The sequence below is a fragment of the Corynebacterium urealyticum DSM 7109 genome (assembly GCF_000069945.1).
In the GTDB taxonomy this organism is placed as follows: Bacteria; Actinomycetota; Actinomycetes; order Mycobacteriales; family Mycobacteriaceae; genus Corynebacterium; species Corynebacterium urealyticum.
Map to the genome: position 1 here is coordinate 949132 of NC_010545.1, position 21171 is coordinate 970302.

Below are 21171 nucleotides of genomic sequence, written 5' to 3' on the forward strand. Positions count from 1 at the left end.
AAAGGCTAGGATTGGCGGACGTGACTACCAGCCCGATTGCAGACCTGAATGACACTCTCCTCGCCTGGGCCTCCAGCGCCGAGGCGGAACTCGCGACGAAACTCAAGGACATCCAGCTTTTTGTGGAGCTGGACATCACCGGAGATGAGCTCGAACGGCTCACCCGCTTCTACGGAACCTTCTTGGGCCGCCAAATCACTGCCGGCGCGGACGATGCCGCGCTGCTGCAGACCTGTCCGGCGCTGACCGCCGCAGTGCTGATCTCGCGAGCCGCGAAGCTCAACGAAGTTCCCCAGGTGGCCTCCGAGTTCTGGGCCGGGCTTGGGCTGGAGGCCACCGAGGATCGAGTGGCGCTCATCGAAGGGCACTTCGCGGAGATCCTGCAGGCTGCTGGGCTTGACCCGATGGATGACCTCGCTGGTGGTCCGGATGGCGAGCTGGGGCGGCTCTTCGGACACGTGGGCATCGCCAGCGACTGGACACCGGAGCTCATCGAGCTGATCGACACCCGTCGCATGTCGGGAGAGGCAGCCGAGGACCTGAGCGAGGAAGCGGCGGCGGTTGTCGCAGAGTTGGCGACGCAGCGTCTCCAGCTGGGGCCGCTGTGCGCAACCTCCCCCGAGCTAGCTCAAAAGCTGATTGAGCCGGTCGTCCGGGTGGTGCACCAGGGGGCAGAAGCGGGCCAGTGGCACCGCGCGTTGCAGAAGAACTCCGTCTTTCCGCTGGTCGCCGAGGAGATTGCAGCCGAGCTGAGGGAGCGCCCCATCGGCACTGTGGATCGCCGCTACACGGTGGGCGTGGCCCACGCTGAGGACCGGCCGCGGCTGCGCCTCGACGTACTGCGTCGCCGGGTGCTGCTGCGCCTGCCGGAGCAGGAGCTGGCAGATAGCCACTTCACCAACCTTGATGAGGTGCGTTGGCGCCTAGATTTCGACGGCAGCCCGTCGGCATTCATCACCAGCAAGGCGGACCGCCCGGGTGCGAAAACCAGCGAGATTTTCGACATCCCGGTGCGACGACCCCTGCGTGAGATTTGGGTACGCAACGTGGCCTCCCGCGAGCAGTGGCAGATCCCCATGGTTAGCACTGAGGACCCCAGCCTGATCTTCACCGAGCGCGGTGGGGACCTGACGGAGATGGCCACCCTGCACCACGCCGCGGTATGGGTGGTCTGCCCCTCGGATGCCCGCGCGGTGGATCCGGTGAGCGATCAGGAGATCCCGGTACTCGAGGAGCACGAGGTCAAGGCCTGGGAGGGCTGGGCAATTCGCCTGCTGGATCTCTCGGCTGCCCTCTCACTGCACCTTGAGCGCCCGGGCGAGCGCCGCCCGTCAATCGGGAGCGTGCGCGCCGTCGACCCGCGCCAGCGCGTGCGATTCATCGAACCGGGGGAGCCCGTCCCGGGGGTGCGCACCCAGTCCGGCCGGCCGATCCTTTCCGAGTCTCTGCTTGTCGAGTTCCCGCCGACCCAGTCGGGCGCGGTGGAGACCTGGTTCTTGACCATCGGTGCCTACGCGGGCCCCGGCGAGTACGGCGACACGGTCGCCGATGAGGAGCCTTTGGAGGTTCCGCCCGAGGGTGGGTCCTTCGAAGTCTTCGACCCGGAGGCCTATGACAGCCCATGGGCGGGCGAGTACCTGGTGCGGCTGCGCGGTCCGCGCAACGAGTCCTTCCGCCACGAGTACGCCCTAGTCGAGGGGCTTGGCACCGAGGTAGAGATCGATGGACCTTCCGCGCTGACCCGGCTGCCGCAGCGCGGGGGACTCAGCCCGACGACGGTGAAGCTGCTTGCCGGTGAAAAGCCCTTTTCCCGCCGGGTGAAGACCACCGTGGGTCCCGATCAGAAGTACGTCACGACGGTCGTGGAAACCGATGCGGGCGACGCGCTACCGGTCGTCGTGCACCCACCACGACTGCGCTACCAGCTCACGCTGCGTGGCGAGGAGCCGATGTGGCGTACGGAGGCCGTGCGCACCAGCTCCTCCTGGCTGGACCAGGACACCAAGTTCCGCGTCCGCCCCGGCAGCCCCCTGGACCAGCCGCTCGAGCGTCCTAGCCTCGTCATCCGCGACCGCCACGGTGCCCCGGTGCGCACGCTGAAGCTGGAGACGGAGGACAACATCACCTGGTCCGCGGAGCTCGCTGCCGCGGCGTCCTCCCTCGCTGTGCTCTCACAGGGCAGCTTCGAGCTGGAGTTCATCGACTCCGTCGCTCGCCGCCGTGTTTCCGTCCGACTGGCGAATATCGTTCCGGCACCAACCTGGAACGTGTCCTACGCCGACGGCGCACTCGTCTTCGATACGGGTGCGGATGACACGACCCCCGACCTCGGTTGCTGGAGCGCGTGGGTGTGGCCTGTGACGGCGCCGTGGCAGCCCGCCCGTACCGTCACCATCGGTGCCACGGGTGAGCCTGTCGAGCTCCCCGCCGAACTGCAGGACGCCGGTCCGCTCGCTGTTCAGCTCTTTGCCCCGGATCGTTTCTCCTTCCTCCGGCCGCCCTCTGGCCCGGGCGAGCGTGCACAGACCGTCGAGGCCGAAGGCTACTTCGGGCGAGGGGAGGACACCCCGTGGTCGCACCTGTCGGCTTTCCTCGTCGGGGAGGCCGAGCAGGCCCCGTCCGACCCGGAAATTCTGCCGACCCTGTGGGACGTGCAGGCCGGCTGGCTGCAGAAGCGTGCCCAGGTGCCACCGGCTCTTAGCCAGCGGGTGCGCGAGGCGCTCACCCACGATGCGCGCGCTTCGGTGCACGCGATGGGCCGGTCGCTGGTCGCCACTGCGGACCGGCCTGCGCAGTTCATTGCCTCGGGTCTGGTGCACTCCTCCTTCGACGTCACCCAGGAGGAGCTGATGAGCCCCGCGGAGCAGAAGCGGGACGAGATCGGCACCCCATGGATCCACGCCTTGGACATCCTTGGTGCGATCGCGCGCCTTGATGAGGAAGACTCCGAGCAGCTGCCGAGCATCAAGGCATTGAAGAAGCAGCTGGCAGCCACCGCCGGCGAGGGGGCCGTCAAGACCCTGGAGACGGGGCACGACCGTTCCCTGGACAACTCCTGCATCGACGCCACCACCGTCCAGATCGCGCACATGAACGAGGATCAGCAGAAGGCAGTGCTCGCCATGTTCTTCGGCGACGCCGGTCTGGTCCCGGGGGCGATTTCGGACGAGAACAGCCGACTCATCGCCGTCTTCGATACCTTCACCCACCGTGCGGCGCTCTCCGAACTTCTCGGTGATCCGACGTTGATGACGACGGCGGTGGCGGTGTTGCGCCGGATCAAGTCGGCGAATCGCCAGCTATACCTCTCCGCTCGGGTGCGCTTCGAACGCCTCGACGGGGTGGATACCGATGATCCGCAGAACCGCTGGGCACTGGCGCCAGTGATCTCCATGGTCTTCGCGCTGGCCACGCGCATGCACGCACACGGCCACCTGCCGACCCTGGGCAAGCTGCCGCAGGCCTATGAGGGCTGGGCGAAGATGGCTCAGCTGGTTCCAGACCTCGTGACCGGCGATGTGGTCCTCGCTGATGCGATGGTTCTCGGTGTGTTCGGGCCAAATCTGAAAGACTAGGGATTATGAACGTTTTCATCTGGGTACTCATTGGCCTGGTGGTGCTGGCCGCCATCGTGGCGATCGTCGTCGTCCTGGGCCTGCGCCGCAACAAGTCCAAGCAGATCTCCTTCGAGAAGTCTCCGGAGATCGAGAAGAAGCCGTCCTCGGGCGACTACCAGGCCAAGGGTGGTTTTAACTTCACCTCTGGCGGGGAGTCCCCAGCTCCGACCTCGGAGGAGGCAGGCCGCCCGACGATGGATATCGGCGGGGTGAGCGTCCCGGCTCCTTTCGAGAAGGAAAAGGAAGCCCAGCCACACGGGGAAGCTCCTGCGGAGGCTTCCGAGAAGCCGGCACCGGCGAAGGCTGAGCCAGAGCAGCCTGCGGCTGAGAAGGCCGACGCCGACGAGACCTCGCCCGCCGCCGCCGAGGAAGAGAAGCCGGCCGAGCCAGCAGCGCCCGCTGAGTTGGCAGTCCCTGCTGCAGAGCAGGGGGAGCCGGACGCCGAGAAGGCAGCCGAAGACCCGCAGGGGGAGCAGGCTGGCAGCGAGAAGCCGGTCGAGGCAGAGCCAGCCGAAAAACGGGAGACCACGGCGCCGGTTGACGTCCCGGCCCCTCCAGCTGCGGCCCCGGAGGAAGCTGCAGCGGAGAAGGAGGCCGAGAAGGCCGACGCCGCCGCTGCGGACACCGCAGAAAACGGGTCTGTAGATGAGGTTGCGGACGGCGCCACCCCGGCCGAGAAGCAGGAAGCTGCCCGCACCCAGGAGATCGCGCCAGTCGAGGGTCGCCTCGGCAAGCTGCGTGGCCGCATGGCGAAGTCCCAGAACGTTATCGGTCGCGGCGTCCTGGGTATTCTCAGCGCAGGCGATCTGGACGAGGATGCGTGGGAAGAAATCGAGGACACGCTCCTCATGGCGGACCTCGGCGCCGACACCACGATGAAGGTCGTGGACTCCCTGCGCGAACGCATCGCCTCCCAGGGTGTGGAGAGCGAGGAGCAGGCGCGCGCGATGCTGCGCGAGGTTCTCATCGAAGCCGGCAAGCCTGAGCTGGACCGCTCCATCAAGGCAATGCCTTATAAGGGCAAGCCGGGTGTGATCATGGTTGTTGGTGTCAACGGCACCGGCAAGACCACCACCACCGGCAAGCTGTCTCGCGTGCTCGTCGGCATGGGCAAGCACGTCGTGCTGGGCGCCGCAGACACCTTCCGTGCAGCCGCTGCCGACCAGCTGGAGACCTGGGGCAACCGGGTAGGCGCGCGCACCGTCCGAGGCAAGGAGGGCGCAGATCCGGCGTCCGTGGCTTTCGACTCGGTGAGCCAGGGAATGGACGAGCAGGCGGACGTCGTCCTCGTGGATACCGCAGGCCGACTGCACACGTCCGTCGGGCTGATGGACCAGCTGGGCAAGGTCAAGCGTGTCGTGGAAAAGCGCGCCCGCGTGGACGAGGTGCTGCTTGTGCTGGATGCCACGGTGGGGCAGAACGGCCTGATGCAGGCCCGCGTCTTCCGCGACGTCGTGGACATCACCGGCGTGGTGCTGACCAAGCTGGACGGCACCGCCAAGGGTGGCATCGTCTTCCAGGTGCAGGAGGAGCTCGGCGTTCCGGTGAAACTCGTCGGCCTCGGCGAGGGCGCAGATGACCTCGCACCATTTGAGGTGGAGAGCTTCGTGGACGCGCTCCTGGGATAAAAAGAGCTTTTCAGCCTCAGTTTTTTTGGGGTTTGAGCGGCGGAACCTAACCATGGGTTCCGCCGCTTTTTTTTCGTATTTTTCTCTGTTTTTGCGCTGTCGCATAGTGATAAATTTATTTTCTGTAATCACGATCAACTGACCGAGTTCTTCGGTCTCGCCCACAGTATTTTCGACGCCTCCGGGAATCCTCTCATCGACGCCGACGGCATGCCGAACGCCGTCAACGTCCTGTTTCAGATGACTTTTGCCATGATCGCCACCGCGATCATCTCCGGCTCGCTGGCCAATAGGGTGAAGATCCACACCTGGCTGATCTTCACCGCAGTATGGGTCGTTCTGGTTTACGCGCCGATGGCGCACATGGTCTGGGGTGGTGGACTCCTCGGCGAGGGGGCCAACAGCCTGTCCGCGTGGCTCTTCGGAACCCATATGGAAGGCGCCGAGGCGGTCGCCAATATCGCGCCCATCGACTTTGCAGGCGGCACGGTCATTCACATCAACGCCGGCGTGGCTGGTCTCGTTCTGGCACTCATCATCGGCAAGTCCCAGAGTTTCATGAAGGAGCCCGATACCCCGCACAACCTGCCACTGGTGATGCTGGGTGCAGCACTGCTGTGGTTTGGTTGGTTCGGTTTCAATGGTGGCTCCGCTATGGCAGCCGATGGCAGCGCGGCACTGGTCTGCTTGAACACCTGTGTTGCGGTCTGTGCCGCGATGCTGGGATGGATGGTCAGCGAACGGATCCGAACGGGCTACGTCACCTCCCTGGGGACGGCTTCCGGCGTGGTCGCCGGCCTGGTCGTCATCACTCCGGGGGCTGGGGACATGTCCCCGCTGACCTCGATGCTCGCCGGTGTCGTCGGCGGCGTACTGGCTTCTTATAGCATCTCGCTGAAGTACCGCCTCGGCTTCGACGATTCCCTGGACGTCGTTGGTCTGCACTTGGCCGCGGGGCTGTGGGGGACCATCGCCCCAGGCCTGTTTGCCTCCGGCCGCGGACTTCTGACCGGTGGAGGAGTGGACGGCGCCAAGCTGCTCGTGGTTCAGGTGCTCATCGCCGTCATTGCCGCAGTCTTTGGTGCTGTTCTGACCGCGGTGATCGCGCTGCTTCTCAAGCACACCCTCGGCTGGCGAATTAGCGCCGAGGAGGAGAACGCGGGCATCGACGTGACGCACCACCGCGAACGGGCCTATCACACCGTCGCTGATGAGGCGGTCGCGCAGCGGGAGTAGCCCCCGTAACTGACTCTCACACGCCCGGTCGTTGCCGGACAACGCCCCCGCCGCGCTAAGGTGGCAGGGATAACTACTTAACGTTGTTCGCCCCGGCTGGGCGTTGAGACGTTTCAGCGATCGTATTAAGGGAGACACGAGAACGTGTTTGAGTCACTTTCAGACCGGCTATCAGGTGCGCTTAAAGGCCTGCGTGGCAAGGGCCGCCTCACTGAGCAGGACATCAACACCACCGCACGCGAAATCCGCCTCGCGCTGCTCGAGGCGGACGTCTCCCTGCCCGTCGTGCGCGCCTTCATCAAGCGCATCAAGGAGCGGGCCAACGGCGTCATCGTCTCCGAAGCACTGAACCCGGCCCAGCAGGTCATCAAGATCGTCGACGAGGAGCTCAAGGAGATCCTTGGTGGCGAGACGCGCCGCCTGACCCTGGCCAAGCACCCGCCGACCGTCATCATGCTCGCCGGTCTGCAGGGTGCGGGTAAGACCACCCTGGCCGGTAAACTCGCCCGCTACCTTTCCAAGCAGGGCCACACCCCGATGCTGGTGGCCTGTGACCTCCAGCGCCCGGGCGCGGTGCAGCAGCTGCAGATCGTCGGTGAGCGCGCAGGTGTGACCACCTTTGCCCCGGATCCGGGCACCAGCCTGGAATCTCACGACCACGAAATGGGGACCTCCACGGGAGACCCGGTTGAGGTCGCCGAGAAGGGTATTGAGGAGGCTTACCGCACCCAGCACGACATCGTCATCATCGATACCGCAGGCCGCCTCGGTATCGATGAGACGCTGATGACGCAGGCGCGCAATATCCGCGACGCCGTCGAGCCCGACGAGGTGCTCTTCGTCATCGACGCCATGACTGGTCAGGACGCCGTGACGACGGCCGAGGCCTTCCGCGACGGCGTTGACTTCACTGGTGTGGTCTTGACCAAGCTGGACGGCGACGCCCGTGGTGGTGCCGCACTGTCCATTCGTGAGGTCACCGGCAAGCCGATTCTGTTCGCCTCCACGGGTGAGAAGCTCGAGGACTTCGACGTCTTCCACCCGGACCGCATGGCCTCCCGCATCCTGGGCATGGGTGACGTCCTCACCCTGATCGAGCAGGCCGAGCAGGTCGTCGACCAGGAGAAGGCCATGAGCTCTGCCGAGCGCATGGCATCCGGCGAGCTGACGCTGGAGGACTTCCTCGAGCAAATGATGATGATCCGCAAGATGGGTCCGCTCGGCAATATCCTGAAGATGCTGCCTGGTGGTTCCCAGATGTCCCAGATCGCGGACATGGTCGATGAGAAGCAGCTGGACCGCATTCAGGCCATCATCCGAGGCATGACCCCGGCGGAGCGTAATGACCCGAAGATCCTCAATGCCTCCCGCCGCAAGCGCATTGCCGCCGGTTCTGGCGTGCAGGTCTCCGAGGTTAACCAGCTGGTTGAGCGCTTCTTCGAGGCGAAGAAGATGATGGGGCGCATGGCTGGTCAGTTCGGCATGCCGGGGGGCCGTTCTGCGACGAAGAAGCAGAAGAACCACCGCAAGGGCAAGGGGAAGAAGGGCCGTAACAAGAACCGTCGTTCCCCGCAGCGCATGAACCGCCAGGGCATGCCGGGGATGCCTGGAATGCCGGGCATGCCGGGCATGGGAGGCGGAATGCCTTCCATGAAGGAGCTCAAGGCGCTGCAGGATCAGCTGCCCCCGGGTATGGAGGGCATCGACGTGGAGAAGATGTTCGGCGGAGGCAAGAAGTAGCCTCGCCCTCCCGTCACCACTTCGCGGCGGTGGCGGCCGCCAGTGTTTGCGACTGGCGGCTAAGTGCCGCACACAGTGCGGAAGCCCCTTGGGGAGGGGGTGGGCTTCTCCCAGTGCTCGAGGCCCGCGCGGCGTGTGAAGGGGTCGCGCAAGGCTTCCCACAGCTGCTCGAAGGGGGAGTAGTCGCCGCCGAGGGCCGATGCTAGTGACTCTTCGACGTGAGCGTTGCGGGGGTAATACACCGGGTTGGTGCGGGACAAGAGCATTCTATCGGGGTTGGCGTTGGCCCACTGCTCGCACCAGCCCACGACATCGCGCAGTGCAGCGCTATTATTGTCCAGCCCACCGCTGGCTGACCACGTGTCATGCCAGGCTTGGCTGCTGATCTCCACCAGGTTGGCCTCGGTGTCCGTGAGCTGGCGCAGGACCTGCGCCACATCGAGCTGATGCTCGTCGGCCAGCGCCTGGAACTCGCTCAGTACGTGCTGGTGGGAAGGCTGCTGCGGGTCGAGACCGAGCGCGTCGGCGAATTCCTCATCCAGCGCGCGGGTGTATATCGCCGAATACTCATCCAGCACCTCTTGCGCTTCTGCCACCGCGCTGCGGTTCGCCTCGGCCGAGTCCACGCCTGGCGTTGGGGTCAATAGCGGCAGCATGGCCTCAGCCAGGCGTGCCAGGTTCCAGCCCCCAATGGCGGGCTGGTTGCCGAAGGCGTAGCGGCCGTGGGTGTCGATCGAGCTGAACACTGCCTGCGGGTCGAAGTGATCCACGAAGGCTGCCGGCCCGTAGTCCAGCGTGAAGCCACCGATGGCGGTGTTATCCGTGTTCATTACCCCGTGGACGAATCCGAGCCGCATCCACCGTGCGATCAGCCGGGCCTGTGCTGCTGAGACATGACGGTATAGCTCCAGGTAGCGCTCCGGCGCCGCGAGTTCCGCGAGCTCAGGGAAGTGGCGCTGGATCGCCATGTCTGCCACCCGCCCCAATAGGCCCGAGGCGCTCTCCGGATCCCGCATACGCGCTGCCTGAAAGGTCCCGACCCTGAGGTGGCTGGTGGCGACTCGGACGACGGCGGCTGCTGGTTCCGTGCGGTGGCGCCGAAGCTGTTCGCCGGTGGTGAGCACCGCCAGGCTCCGGGCGGTTGGGACACCCGCGGCAGACATAAACTCACTGAGCAGGAATTCGCGCAACGCTGCCGAAAGCGGGGCCTTGCCGTCGGAGCCGGGGCGCGAGTACACAGTGGTGCCTGCCCCCTTGACGTGAAGGTCCACCAGCTCGTCGGTGTCCGGGACGCGACGCTCACCCAGGAGGACGGCGCGCCCGTCGCCCATCAGCGCGTTGAAACTGCCGAACTGGTGGCCGGCGTAGAACTGGGCAACCGGGCGGGCGTCGGAATCAGTTCCACGGCCGAGCAGAAACTGCACGCCAGCGGGGGAGCGGAGCCAGGCAACGTCCAGGCCCAGTTCCACAGCCAGGGGCTCATTCAGCACCAGAATCCGCGCCTCGGGCAGTGGGGCAGCAGGCTCGTAAGGCGCAGCGAGTTCCGGAAGCTGGTGGGCGAAGTTGTATTCGAGCCTCGGCGGACCCGCGGCCAACGTATGGGGGCGCTGCGAGTTGAACGACTCGGGCTGGCTGGAGTTTCGGAAGCACATAGTGACCACGGTATCGGCTTATGATGGCCGGGTGATTCGTGAAACGTTAAAGATCGCTTTCGCCTTCGTCGGTGTGATCGTGGGGGCCGGATTCGCTTCCGGCCAGGAGGTCATGCAGTACTTCGTGGGCTTCGGCCTCGACGGCCTGTGGGGCGTGGGACTGTCCGCCCTGGTGGTGTGCTCGATGGCGCTGATCATTCTGCAGCTGGCCTCCTATTTCCAAGCCAAGGAACACGGCGAGGTCTTCGACCGAGTCTCCCACCCGGTGCTCGCGAGGGTGCTCGATATCGGAGTGAGTCTGACCCTGTTTGCCACCGGCTTCATCATGTTCGCGGGCGCCGGGTCCAACTTGAACCAGCAGTGGGGCCTGGAGACCTGGATCGGAGGGGTCATCATGGTGCTGCTGATCCTCGCCGCAGGGCTGTTGGACGTCGACCGGGTGACCACGATGATCGGTGCTGCAACGCCCTTCATCTTTGGTTTCATTGGCCTGGCGAGCCTGTACGTGATCTTCTTCGTCGACCACCCGCCGCTCGCGGAGCTGGATGCTGACGCGCTGGCCATCGGTTCCCCGCTGCCGCACTGGTCTATTGCTGCGGTGAACTACGTGGGCTTCAACCTGATGGTCGCGGTATCCATGGCGGTCGTCATCGGCGGGCAGATGTTTAACCCCAGGCTCGCGGGGCGAGGTGGATTCTTGGGTGGTGTGATCCTTTCTCTGATGATGGCTATCAGCACCATTACGCTCTTCCTCGCGGTCCGTGAGGTGGGGCACGACGACCTGCCGATGCTGAGCCTCATCGTGCATATTCACCCGATCCTGGGGCACATCATGGCGGTCGTCATTTACGCGATGATTTTCAATACCGCGCTTGGAATGTTTTACGCGCTGGCCCGCAGGCTGAGCGCCTCCCGACCGAAGCATTTCTATCGTTACTACGTGGGAACAGTGGCGGTGGGCTTCGTGCTCTCCTTCGCGGGCTTCAAAAACCTGATCGGTTGGATTTACCCATTGCTGGGGTACATGGGCCTGCTGCTCATCGCGGTGATGACCTTTGCCTGGGTCCGGCGCTATAAGCAGATCGCCCAGGAAGCTGATCGCCGCCTGCGCCTGGTGGACCTGTGGCGGGCTGGCCGGGAAAACGAGCCGGCCGGTGAGGCACCCTAGTGCTGTAGCCCAGGCGTGTCAGCGCCGGGTTTGGGTTTCCCGGCGCAGATGGCTACTATTGGTCGGGTTGTGGCTACGGCGCTTGTGCTGTGGCCATGCCATGCGAACGCCCTGCGGTATACCGATCCCGACCACGGTCGGCCGGTAGTCACCCGCAGGATAAACATCAAGGGTTGAACCGGTTTCCCACCACGGGGAAGCGACAAGAACTGCCCAGTGACCAGAAAAGGAGCCACATCATGGCTGTCAAGATCAAGCTTCAGCGCGTTGGTAAGATCCGCACCCCGCAGTACCGCGTGGTCGTCCAGGACGCTCGTGCCCGCCGCGGCGGTGCCGTCATCGAGAATCTGGGTATCTACCAGCCGGCAAACCAGCCTTCCATCATCGACATCAACTCCGAGCGTGCTCAGTACTGGATCGGCGTTGGCGCTCAGCCGACCGACACCGCACTGGCACTGCTGAAGCTGACCGGTGACTGGCAGAAGGCTAAGGGCCTCGAGGGCGGCGAGAACACCGTGAAGCCGCAGCCGGAGAAGAAGTCCAAGCTGGATATCTTCAACGAGGCACTGGCTGAGGCTGCCGAGGGCCCGACCGCGGAGGCCATCACCGAGAAGCGTCGCAAGGCGAAGGAAGAGGCCGAGGCTAAGGCTGCTGCTGAGGCAGAGGCCGCCGAGAAGGCAGAGGCTGAGGCTGCTGAGAAGGCTGCGGCTGAGGCTGCAGAGGAGTCCGAGGAGGCTTCCGCCGAGTAATCATTGCCCCCTTTGGGGTGTGATTTACTTCCGACGGGGAGCTGCTGCGCACAAGCGCGGTGGCTCCCCGTTGTTCTTTATCTGGATGTGGGCCTGCGGGGGCACCCGGGATGAGGGGTGCCCCCAGCGGGGTGTTTCCGCCCTCCGATTGACGAAAACAGCGTCCCTAGTGGTGTAATCAAGATCTCACAAAACCTTGGGCGATTAAATAATTATTGTTCAACAAGTTCTTGTGGGGTCGGGCGCATCGTGACCAGCGCAGTCTAGCTCCGCCCCAATGGTCGAGCTGATCACGCAGTGGAATATGATGTACATCACGTGAGATTTAGCATCCGTAGAGGAGAAACCGGTGGACGTTGATAAGACCGTCAATCAGTACTACGAACAGATCCTGAAGCGCAATGCAGGCGAACCGGAGTTCCATCAGGCCGTCGCAGAAGTTCTGCAGTCGCTGAAGTATGTTCTGCACAAGGACGAGCACTACGCACAGGATGGGCTCATCGAGCGCATGTGCGAGCCAGAGCGCCAGATCATCTTCCGCGTGCCCTGGATCGACGACAACGGCAAGGTTCAGGTCAACCGCGGCTTCCGCGTGCAGTTCAACTCCGTGCTGGGTCCTTACAAGGGCGGTCTGCGTTTCCACCCCTCCGTGAACCTGGGCATCATCAAGTTCCTCGGTTTCGAACAGATCTTCAAGAACTCCCTGACCGGCCTGCCAATCGGCGGCGGCAAGGGCGGCTCCGACTTCGACCCGAAGGGTCGCTCCGACCACGAGATCATGCGCTTCTGCCAGTCCTTCATGACCGAGCTGCACCGCCACATCGGTAAGGACACGGACGTCCCAGCGGGCGACATCGGCGTGGGTGGCCGCGAGATCGGCTACCTCTTTGGCCAGTTCCGCCGCATGAACAACCGCCACGAATCCGGCGTGCTGACCGGCAAGGGCCTGAACTGGGGTGGTTCCCTGGTCCGCACGGAGGCCACCGGCTACGGCGCGGTCTACTTCGTCCAGGAAATGATGATGGCCGAAAAGGAACGCCTCAACGGCGCCCGCGTCATCGTCTCCGGCTCCGGTAACGTCGCGATCTACGCGATGGAGAAGGCTCAGGAGCTCGGCGCCACCGTCGTGGCCTTCTCTGACTCTTCCGGCTACGTCTCCACCCCGGATGGCGTGGATCTCGAGCTGCTGCACCAGGTCAAGGAGGTTGAGCGCGGCCGCGTGTCCGACTATGCCAAGCGCATCGACGGCGTGACCTTCCACGAGAAGGGCAATATCTGGGAAGTCGAGGCTGACGTCGCTCTGCCATGTGCCACCCAGAACGAGCTCGATGGCGAGTCCGCGGTCATCCTGGCCGACAATGGTTGCCGCTACGTGGCAGAGGGTGCGAACATGCCGAGCACCCCGGAGGCCATCACCGTCTTCCGCAAGCGCGGGATCCACTTCGGCCCGGGCAAGGCGGCCAACGCAGGTGGCGTGGCAACCTCCGCCCTGGAGATGCAGCAGAACGCCTCCCGTGACTCCTGGTCCTTCGAGTACACGGACAAGCGCTTGCGGGACATCATGCACCGAATCTTCCGCACCGCTCAGCGTGCGGCTGCCGAGTTCGATGCCGAGGGCGATTACGTCATCGGCGCCAACATTGCGGGCTTCCGCAAGGTGGCAGATGCAATGCTGGCGCAGGGAGTGATTTAATAGCCTGCATGCCAGATTTGCAGATTGGTCGAGTCATCAAGCCCCACGGCGTGAAGGGGGAGGTCGTGGTGGATCCGTCGACCGACCACGTGCCGGAGCGCTTCGCCATTGGCGAGGCGCTTCGCGCCGTTCAAACGGGTAAAGAACGCCAGCTCACGGTCACGGGGATGCGCCGCCACCAGAACCGCCTCCTCGTCACTTTTGAGGAGATCCGGGACCGCGACGAGGCCGAGTCCCTGCGAGGGGCCCGCTTCATGGCAGCGCCGCTTCACGATGACTCCGACGACGGCTACTACGATCACGAGCTCATCGGCCTTCGGGTGCTCAACGTTGGGTCCGTGGATGCCGATACCGCCAATCGCCGCGCCTACGAGGGGGAGCAGCCCGAGCCGGTGGACATTGGTGAGGTCACCGGGGTCAGCCACGGCCCTGCTGGAGCAACCCTCGAGGTCGCAGTGGACGCCGATGCAGACCTGCCCACCGCGGGCAGCACGATCCTCATCCCTTTCAAGCTCGCGATCGTGCCCATCGTGGATCTCGACAATGAGGCCCTCGTCGTCACCCCACCGGAAGGGCTGCTGGAGCTGGCATGAGACTCGACGTTGTCACGATCTTCCCCGAGTACCTCGACCCGCTGCGCCACGCGCTGCTGGGTAAGGCCATCGAATCCGGCCGACTCCAGGTTGGTGTTCACGACCTGCGGCAGTGGGCCACCGATCGGCATAAGTCCGTCGATGACACCCCCTATGGCGGTGGTCCCGGCATGGTGATGAAGCCCAGCGTTTGGGGGCCTGCCCTCGACGACGTCATCGCGGGTACCGGTCCTGCAGCCACCGCTCGCGACCTCGAGACCTCCCTGGCGCACAAAAAAGCTCGCGCCCCTCGACGATCCTGCCCCGGCGGGTGGGGGAGAAGCGTTGTTTGACGGCGACGCCGGGCACGGCGCAGTCGGCGAGGCTCAGTCACGCGGCCCGGTGGTCATCGTCCCCACTCCCGCGGGTACGCCCTTCACGCAGGAGATGGCGGCTCGGTGGTCCAAGGAGGAGCACCTCGTCTTCGCGTGCGGTCGCTACGAGGGGATCGACCAGCGGGTTGTTGATGACGCTGCCCGCAACTACCGCGTTGAGGAGGTCAGCATCGGCGACTATGTGCTCATCGGCGGGGAGGTCGCTGTCCTCGTCATGGCGGAGGCCGTCGTCCGGCTGATTCCCGGTGTGCTGGGCAACCAGGCTAGCCACGAGGAGGATAGCTTCCAGGACGGGCTGCTCGAAGGCCCGAGTTATACCAAGCCACGGCAGTGGCGGGGCCTGGACGTGCCGGAGGTGCTCTTCAGCGGAAACCACGGCCTCGTCGACCGCTGGCGCCGCGAGCAGGCCTTGCTACGGACACAACAACGCCGCCCGGAGCTCATCGAGAAGCTCCGAGCGGCGGGTGGGCTGAGTGCGGCGGACGAGCAGGTGCTCGACGCTCACCGCGAAGCCTAACTGGCTGTCAACCGCGCAGACACCGGGCGGGCAGCTGGCCACGCCCGGTGGTGAGGATTACCAGTCCGCGCCGTCGATGGCCTTCGTGTGGTCGCGGACCTGCTCGCCCTCAGCGTAGAGTGGCATGTCCTTCTTCGCCTGGTAGAACGGCACGTTGATCGGTGCCTCCGGCTTGCGGCCGCGGATCAGGTCTGCAGCCTTCTCCGCCAGCATCAGGACTGGGGAGTAGATGTTGCCGTTGGTGACGATCGGCATGGCCGATGCGTCGACGACGTACAGCCCCTCCACGCCGTGGACCTGCATGCTCTCCGGGTCCACGACGGCCATCTCATCGTCGGCGGATCCCATCTTGGCGGTGCAGGACGGGTGCAGTGCGGTCTCGGCGTCGTTGCGGACCCACTCCAGAATCTCCTCGTCGGTCTGCACGGCAGCGCCCGGGGAGATCTCTCCGTCGGTGAACTCGCGCATCGCGTCCGTGTCCAGCAGCTCGCGGGAGACCTTAATGGCCTCGACCCACTCGCGGCGATCCTGCTCGGTCTTCAGGTAGTTGAAGAGGATCTCTGGCTTCTCGTGGGGGTCGGTGCTCTTGATCTTCACGTGGCCGGAGGTATCGGAGTACATCGGGCCGACGTGGAACTGGAAGCCGTGCTCGCCCTCTGGCTGGCTACCGTCGTAGCGGATAGCCATCGGGAGGAAGTGGAACATGAGGTTCGGGTAGTCCTCGTTCTCATTGGAGCGGGCGAAGCCGCCAGCCTCGAAGTGGGAGCTAGCAACCGGGCCGCGACGGGTCAGCAGCCACTGCAGGCCGATGATCGGGCGCATCCACATCTTGTAGTACGGCTGGGAGCTGACCGGCTGGGTGCAGTTGTACTGGACGTAAACCTCGAGGTGGTCCTGCAGGTTCTGGCCCACGCCCGGCAGGTGCTTGCGCACGTCGATGCCCAGGGAGCTCAGGTGCTCCTTGTCACCGATGCCGGAGAGCTGCAGCAGCTGCGGGGTGTTGAAGGCGCCACCGCACAGGATCACCTTGTCCGCGTACACGCGGCGGGTCTTGCCCTTCCAGGTGTACTCTGCGCCGATGGCCTTCGGAGCAGAACCGTCAGCCGGCGCATCCTCGAAGAGAATCTTGGTCGTGAACGCCCGGGTGCGGATGTCCAGGTTCTTGCGATTCATGATCGGGTGCAGGTACGCGCGAGCGGCGGAGTGGCGCTTGCCGTGGAAGATGGTGCGGTCGAAGGGTGCGAAGCCCTCCTGGCGGTAACCGTTGACGTCGTTGGTCAGGTTGTAGCCTGCTTCCTGCACGGAGCGGAAGAATGCCTGGAACAGCGGGCTGGTGGCCGGGCCGCGGGTCAGCTTCAGCGGGCCGTCGTGGCCACGGCGCGGGTCGTTCGGGTCGGCTGCCAGTGCGGTCTCCAGCTTGTTGAAGTAGGGGAGGACGTGGGCGTAATCCCAGTTCTCCATGCCCGGCAGCTTGCCCCACTTCTCATAGTCCATCGGGTTACCGCGCTGGTAGATCATGCCGTTGACCGAGCCGGAGCCGCCGAGAACCCTGCCGCGAGCGTGGTAGATGCGGCGGCCGTTCATCTCCGGCTCTGGCTCGGACTCGTAGGCCCAGTCGTAGAACTTATTGCCGATGGGGAAGGCGAATGCGGCGGGCATGTGGATGAACAGGTCCCAGAAGGAGTCCATGCGGCCGGCTTCCAACACCATGACCTTGGTGTCCTTGTCCTCGGTCAGGCGGTTGGCCAGGACGGAACCCGCCGAGCCGCCACCGACGATGACGACGTCGCGGTGCGAGTCCTCGATGACCTCGCCCGCCGTGTCGTTTTTGGCGAAGGGTGCTCGAATTTTATTCCAGAGCGACAAGAGTGAAACCTCACCTTTCCTAAGGCATAACCGGGACGCCGTTGCGAGCCGTGTTCCAAAGGGGAACGAGCTGCTGAGGCATTGCGACGGCCCCGGAAATGCAATTAAAAATATTTGAGCACGATCCAGTATGCCAGCGAATAAACGGCCTATGCCACCCAGGAAAATATGGCTGAATTAAAAAACATGGCGTAAGTCACAGATTTAGCAGGCGCGGCTAAAAGGCTGTGAGATCACTGAAAGATGCAGCTAGGGTGCGCCTCTGCGTGATGGGTGCTTTCAGAGAATTGCCAGCTTCAGGTGCGGGAATGGCAAAAAGTTTGCTATGCATTATGAGTCGACCCGCTTTATAAAAGGGGTCAAAACTATTGGAGAATTAATCTAGGAGGGTCGGAGCGACTTGAGTCAAGGGCCGCCAAAAAGCTAACGGAGATGGGATGAAGAACACAGATTCAGTAAAAGGGAAGGGAGCTCCTGAGGGCCCGTCGCCCGCTGCGGGCTCGGTCGGCACGACCGAAGGAAACGCCGACGTGGCCGCTGAACCACAGATCGTTCCCGAGGTCGTCGTAGGTCAGGGAGACGAACGGGAATCCGAGCCGTACACCCCGGGCGAGATCGTGGAACCCAAGGCGAACTGGCCGGTGTTCCTCCTCTCGGCGTTGGGGATCGCGATCATCGTGGCTTGGGCGACCATCGCACCCGATAACGCCTACGACACCCTGGGCTCCACCACCGGGTGGATTGCCAATAACCTCGGCTGGTTCTACATTCTCACCGCAACGATCTGTGTGGTTTTCGTGCTCGGCGTCGCGCTCTCGAGGGCAGGATCAATCCGCCTCGGCCCGGACCACGCCCGGCCCGAATATCGTCTGTTTTCCTGGTCGGCGATGCTTTTCGCGGCCGGCATCGGCGTGGACCTCATGTTCTTCGCCGTTGCCGAGCCGGTGACGCAGTACTACGCGCCACCAGTCGGGGCAGGGGAGACGCGCGAGGCGGCGGAGAATGCCGTCGTCTACGCGCTTTTCCACTACGGCGTGACCGGCTGGGCCATGTACGCCCTGATGGGTATGGCCTTTGGCTACTACGCTTACCGACTCAATATGCCGCTGGCGATCCGCAGCGCCCTGTACCCGCTGATCGGTAAGCGGATCCACGGCCCGGTCGGCAACGCGGTCGATATCGCCGCGATGCTGGGCACCGTCTTTGGCATCGCGACCTCGCTGGGCATCGGCGTTGTTCAGCTGAACTACGGCCTCAAGCTCCTTTTCGGTTGGGAGGAGGGCCCGACCGTACAGATGGCGCTCGTCATCGCTGCCGTCGGCGTGGCCACCCTGTCCGCTGTCTCTGGCGTGGATAAGGGCATTAAGCGCCTCTCCGAGTTCAACGTCATCCTCGCCATCGCGTTGGCTGCCTACATCGTGATCTCCGGTCAGACTGCCTTCCTCTTCGACGCACTCATCATGAACGTCGGTGACTACGTCACTCAGCTGCCGAGCATGTCCATGGACACCTATGCCTTCAGCGAGACCCCTGAGGAGACCAAGGAATGGCTGGGCGCCTGGACCCTGTTCTTCTGGGCTTGGTGGGTCGCCTGGGCGCCGTTCGTCGGCCTGTTCCTGGCCCGCATTTCCCGCGGCCGCACTCTGCGCCAGTTCGTGTTCGGTGTCCTGACTGTGCCATTCCTGTTCATCCTGGGCTGGATGAGCTTCTTCGGAAACACCGCACTCAGCCGCGTCATCGGTGGCGATTCGGCCTTTGGTGAGGCTGCGGTGGCCGAACCACAGCGCGGCTTCTACGACCTGCTTGCATCCTCCCCGGGGGCGACCTTCCTGGTCGGCCTGTCCACGATGGTTGGCCTGCTGCTGTACATCACCTCGGCGGACTCCGGTGCACTGGTGATGTCCAACTTCACCTCCCGGGTGACGGACTCCCGCCAGGATGGCCCTGTGTGGTCTCGTATCTTCTGGGCTGTGCTGGTCGGTGTACTCACTATCGTTCTTCTGCAGATCAACGGCGTGGAGACTGTCCAGAACGCCACGGTCGTCATGGGTCTGCCATTCGCGATCGTCATGTACTTCATCATGTTGGGCCTGATCCGCTCCCTGAAGCTGGAGACGATCCACAACGAGGCCCGGAGCGTGTCCATCCATGCCGCCATGTCTGGCCGCAGCTCCGGGGAGAAGGAGAAGGGCGCCTGGCTCCGTCGTCTCTCCCGCGCGTCCACCTGGCCGGCGGCGAAGGATGCTCAGAAGTTCATGTCCGAGACGGCACGCCCTGCTCTGCAGGACGTCGCCGAGCAGTTCAACAGCCGTGGCCTCAACGCCACCCTCGTCTCCGCGAAGGTGCCAGGCATCGACGTCAAGCAGCTGGATCTCACCGTCACCTTCGACGAAGAGCAGAGCTTCCGTTACCAGATCTACCCAGTCGAGCTTCCGGTCCCGACGTTCACCCGCTCCACGAGCGACGGCAGCGTCTATTACCGCCTGGAGGTCTTCGACCTCATGGGCTCTATGGGCTTCGACGTCTACGGTTATACGCAGGAACAGATCAAGGACAACATCATGGATCTGTACGAGCGCCACCTGGAATTCATCCACATCCAGCGCAACCTGCCGGGTACCTCTGACCACTCCGACGGTGCTGAGCCCGTGCGAGCATGGACTGACGACCCGGGCCTTGCGGTAGACGCAGAAGATAAATAATTCGATCATCACCTACGTGATCCTTGGAAAGGACAAACAGAATGAGCACAGAGAAGCTGTTCGACCCAGCACACTCGCCCCTGCTGAAGGGGGTTCACAGCAATGATGCGGTGGCGTCGCTGTTCATCGATGGTCAGTGGCAGCCCGCCGCTGACGGCGAGACCCGCACTATCATCAACCCGGCGGACGGCTCGGAGGTCGGTATGGTCTCCGAGGCGAGCGAGAAGGACACGATCCGTGCGATCGAGGTCGCCCGCCGTACTTTCGATGCAGGTGAGTGGCGCGCCGTTCCTGCCGTGGAGCGCGGCAAGATCCTGGTCAAGGTCGCCGACTTGATCCGCGAGAATAAGGGCGAATTCGCCCGCGCTGAGGCCGCCGACACCGGTAAGCGCCTCCCGGAGGCGGAGGCCGATATGGACGACATTGCGGACTCCTTCGACTACTTCGGCACCCTCGCCGGCCACGCCGCCGGACGCGTGGTCGATGCGGGGGACCCGAACGTCCGCTCTCGCATCGACACCGAGCCCGTCGGCGTGTGTGGTCTGATCACCCCGTGGAACTACCCGCTGCTGCAGGTGGCGTGGAAGGTCGCCCCAGCGCTCGCCGCGGGCAATACCTTCGTCCTCAAGCAGGCGGAGCTCACCCCGCACACCGCGATGATGCTCATGACCGTGCTGACCGAGGCAGGCGTACCGGCCGGTGTCGCGAACCTCATCACCGGCGCTGGCGCTACTGCCGGCAACCCACTGTCCACCCACCCGGACGTGGATATGGTCTCCTTCACCGGTGGCCTGGTGACCGGCAAGATTATCGCCAAGCAGGCGGCGGAGACCGTGAAGCGCGTCGCCCTCGAGCTGGGCGGCAAGAACCCGAACGTCATCTTCGCCGATGCGGACTTCGACGCTGCGGTGGACAACGCCCTCAACGGTGGCTTCGTCCACTCCGGGCAGGTGTGCTCCGCGGGCGCCCGCATCATCGTCGAGGAATCCATCCACGAGAAGTTCGTCGACGAGCTCGTGCGCCGTACTGAGGCCATCAAGTTGGGCGGACCGCTCGACGAGGCCGCTGAGACCGGCGCCCTTATCTCTGCTGAGCACCGCGACAAGGTGGCAGCCTACGTCGATCGCGCCCGTGAGCAGGGCGCGGATATCCGCACGGGTGGCAAGATCGCCGATGAGGCGGACAATAATGGCCCGCACAGCACTGGTAACACCGACCTGTCGAAGGGCTACTTCTACCTGCCTACCGTGATCGACGGCGCCACCCGGGAGATGGACTGCGTGTACGACGAGGCCTTCGGTCCGGTCGTCACGGTGGAGACCTTCCGCACCGAGGATGAGGCTGTGGAGATCGCCAATGACACGGAGTACGGCCTCGCCGGTGCCGTGTGGACCACTGACGCTGGCAAGGCGGAGCGGGTCACCGCGCGCCTGCGTCACGGCACCATTTGGATCAACGACTTCCACCCGTACCTGCCGCAGGCGGAATGGGGCGGTATGAAGCAGTCCGGTAACGGCCGAGAGCTGGGGCCGACCGGGTTGGCCGAGTACCAGGAGCAGAAGCACGTTTACCACAACATCGCGCCTGCGGTGACCGGGTGGTTCCAAGGCTAAAGCTCTGCCCGTAACCTCAAAGA

The 21171-nt window shown here is 64.2% G+C and carries 14 protein-coding genes; 12 read left to right on the plus strand and 2 right to left on the minus strand.

Features of this window, described 5'->3' with window-relative positions; genetic code table 11:
• Window positions 1–20: 20 nt before the first annotated feature.
• The 4 genes from CU_RS03980 (at window position 21) to ffh (ending at window position 8221) form a co-directional block, all read left to right on the plus strand.
• Complete coding sequence (locus tag CU_RS03980) at window positions 21–3575, plus strand: hypothetical protein (protein WP_231837754.1); 3555 nt, start codon at window positions 21–23, stop codon at window positions 3573–3575.
• Window positions 3576–3580: 5 nt separating this feature from the next.
• Window positions 3581–5245, plus strand: a complete 1665-nt coding sequence (gene ftsY, locus CU_RS03985; RefSeq protein WP_012360043.1) for a signal recognition particle-docking protein FtsY — start codon at window positions 3581–3583, stop codon at window positions 5243–5245.
• Between the two features lie 195 nt (window positions 5246–5440).
• Window positions 5441–6481, plus strand: coding sequence for an ammonium transporter (locus CU_RS03990; RefSeq protein WP_331370644.1), 1041 nt, complete (start codon window positions 5441–5443; stop codon window positions 6479–6481).
• A gap of 144 nt (window positions 6482–6625) precedes the next feature.
• Window positions 6626–8221 carry a signal recognition particle protein gene (gene ffh / locus CU_RS03995; RefSeq protein WP_012360045.1) on the plus strand — a complete coding sequence of 532 codons (1596 nt, stop codon included), beginning with the start codon at window positions 6626–6628 and terminating at the stop codon, window positions 8219–8221.
• 59 nt (window positions 8222–8280) lie between these two features.
• Here the strand turns inward: ffh and CU_RS04000 are convergent, their stop codons facing one another.
• On the minus strand, window positions 8281–9873 hold the full coding sequence (locus CU_RS04000) for a protein adenylyltransferase SelO family protein (protein ID WP_012360046.1): 1593 nt from the start codon (window positions 9871–9873) through the stop codon (window positions 8281–8283).
• Window positions 9874–9904: 31 nt separating this feature from the next.
• On the opposite strand from CU_RS04000, the gene CU_RS04005 reads away from it, so the two are divergent.
• The 6 genes from CU_RS04005 (at window position 9905) to trmD (ending at window position 14967) form a co-directional block, all read left to right on the plus strand.
• On the plus strand, window positions 9905–11041 hold the full coding sequence (locus CU_RS04005; RefSeq protein WP_231837755.1) for a YkvI family membrane protein: 1137 nt from the start codon (window positions 9905–9907) through the stop codon (window positions 11039–11041).
• A gap of 239 nt (window positions 11042–11280) precedes the next feature.
• Window positions 11281–11790, plus strand: coding sequence for a 30S ribosomal protein S16 (gene rpsP / locus CU_RS04010; protein WP_012360048.1), 510 nt, complete (start codon window positions 11281–11283; stop codon window positions 11788–11790).
• A gap of 349 nt (window positions 11791–12139) precedes the next feature.
• The gene (gene gdhA / locus CU_RS04015) at window positions 12140–13483 is read left to right on the plus strand and encodes an NADP-specific glutamate dehydrogenase (RefSeq protein WP_012360049.1); all 1344 of its coding nucleotides are present in this window, start codon (window positions 12140–12142) and stop codon (window positions 13481–13483) included.
• 8 nt (window positions 13484–13491) lie between these two features.
• Complete coding sequence (gene rimM / locus CU_RS04020) at window positions 13492–14076, plus strand: ribosome maturation factor RimM (RefSeq protein WP_012360050.1); 585 nt, start codon at window positions 13492–13494, stop codon at window positions 14074–14076.
• Window positions 14073–14408: an RNA methyltransferase gene (locus CU_RS11120; RefSeq protein WP_012360051.1), complete on the plus strand. Its 336-nt coding sequence runs from the start codon at window positions 14073–14075 to the stop codon at window positions 14406–14408. Before rimM ends, CU_RS11120 begins: the two co-directional genes overlap by 4 nt.
• Entirely contained in the window at window positions 14401–14967 is a 567-nt protein-coding gene (trmD, locus tag CU_RS11125; protein WP_012360052.1) for a tRNA (guanosine(37)-N1)-methyltransferase TrmD, read from the plus strand. The genes CU_RS11120 and trmD overlap by 8 nt, the downstream gene beginning before the upstream one ends.
• Window positions 14968–15024: 57 nt before the next feature.
• Here the strand turns inward: trmD and betA are convergent, their stop codons facing one another.
• A complete protein-coding gene (betA, locus tag CU_RS04035; protein ID WP_456236538.1) occupies window positions 15025–16815 on the minus strand; it encodes a choline dehydrogenase in 1791 nt (596 codons plus the stop codon).
• Window positions 16816–17270: 455 nt separating this feature from the next.
• On the opposite strand from betA, the gene betT reads away from it, so the two are divergent.
• Complete coding sequence (gene betT, locus CU_RS04040) at window positions 17271–19535, plus strand: choline BCCT transporter BetT (RefSeq protein WP_012360054.1); 2265 nt, start codon at window positions 17271–17273, stop codon at window positions 19533–19535.
• Window positions 19536–19576: 41 nt separating this feature from the next.
• A complete protein-coding gene (locus CU_RS04045; protein WP_012360055.1) occupies window positions 19577–21148 on the plus strand; it encodes an aldehyde dehydrogenase family protein in 1572 nt (523 codons plus the stop codon).
• The last annotated feature ends 23 nt before the right edge of the window (window positions 21149–21171 follow it).

Bases quoted from the DNA above. Each gene is read 5' to 3' on its own strand.
- CU_RS04045 (WP_012360055.1), top strand. From the start codon at position 19,577: ATGAGCACAGAGAAGCTGTTCGACCCAGCACACTCGCCCCTGCTGAAG.
- CU_RS04000 (WP_012360046.1), bottom strand. From the start codon at position 9,873: ATGTGCTTCCGAAACTCCAGCCAGCCCGAGTCGTTCAACTCGCAGCGC.
- betT (WP_012360054.1), top strand. From the start codon at position 17,271: ATGAAGAACACAGATTCAGTAAAAGGGAAGGGAGCTCCTGAGGGCCCG.
- rpsP (WP_012360048.1), top strand. From the start codon at position 11,281: ATGGCTGTCAAGATCAAGCTTCAGCGCGTTGGTAAGATCCGCACCCCG.
- rimM (WP_012360050.1), top strand. From the start codon at position 13,492: ATGCCAGATTTGCAGATTGGTCGAGTCATCAAGCCCCACGGCGTGAAG.
- ftsY (WP_012360043.1), top strand. From the start codon at position 3,581: ATGAACGTTTTCATCTGGGTACTCATTGGCCTGGTGGTGCTGGCCGCC.
- CU_RS11120 (WP_012360051.1), top strand. From the start codon at position 14,073: ATGAGACTCGACGTTGTCACGATCTTCCCCGAGTACCTCGACCCGCTG.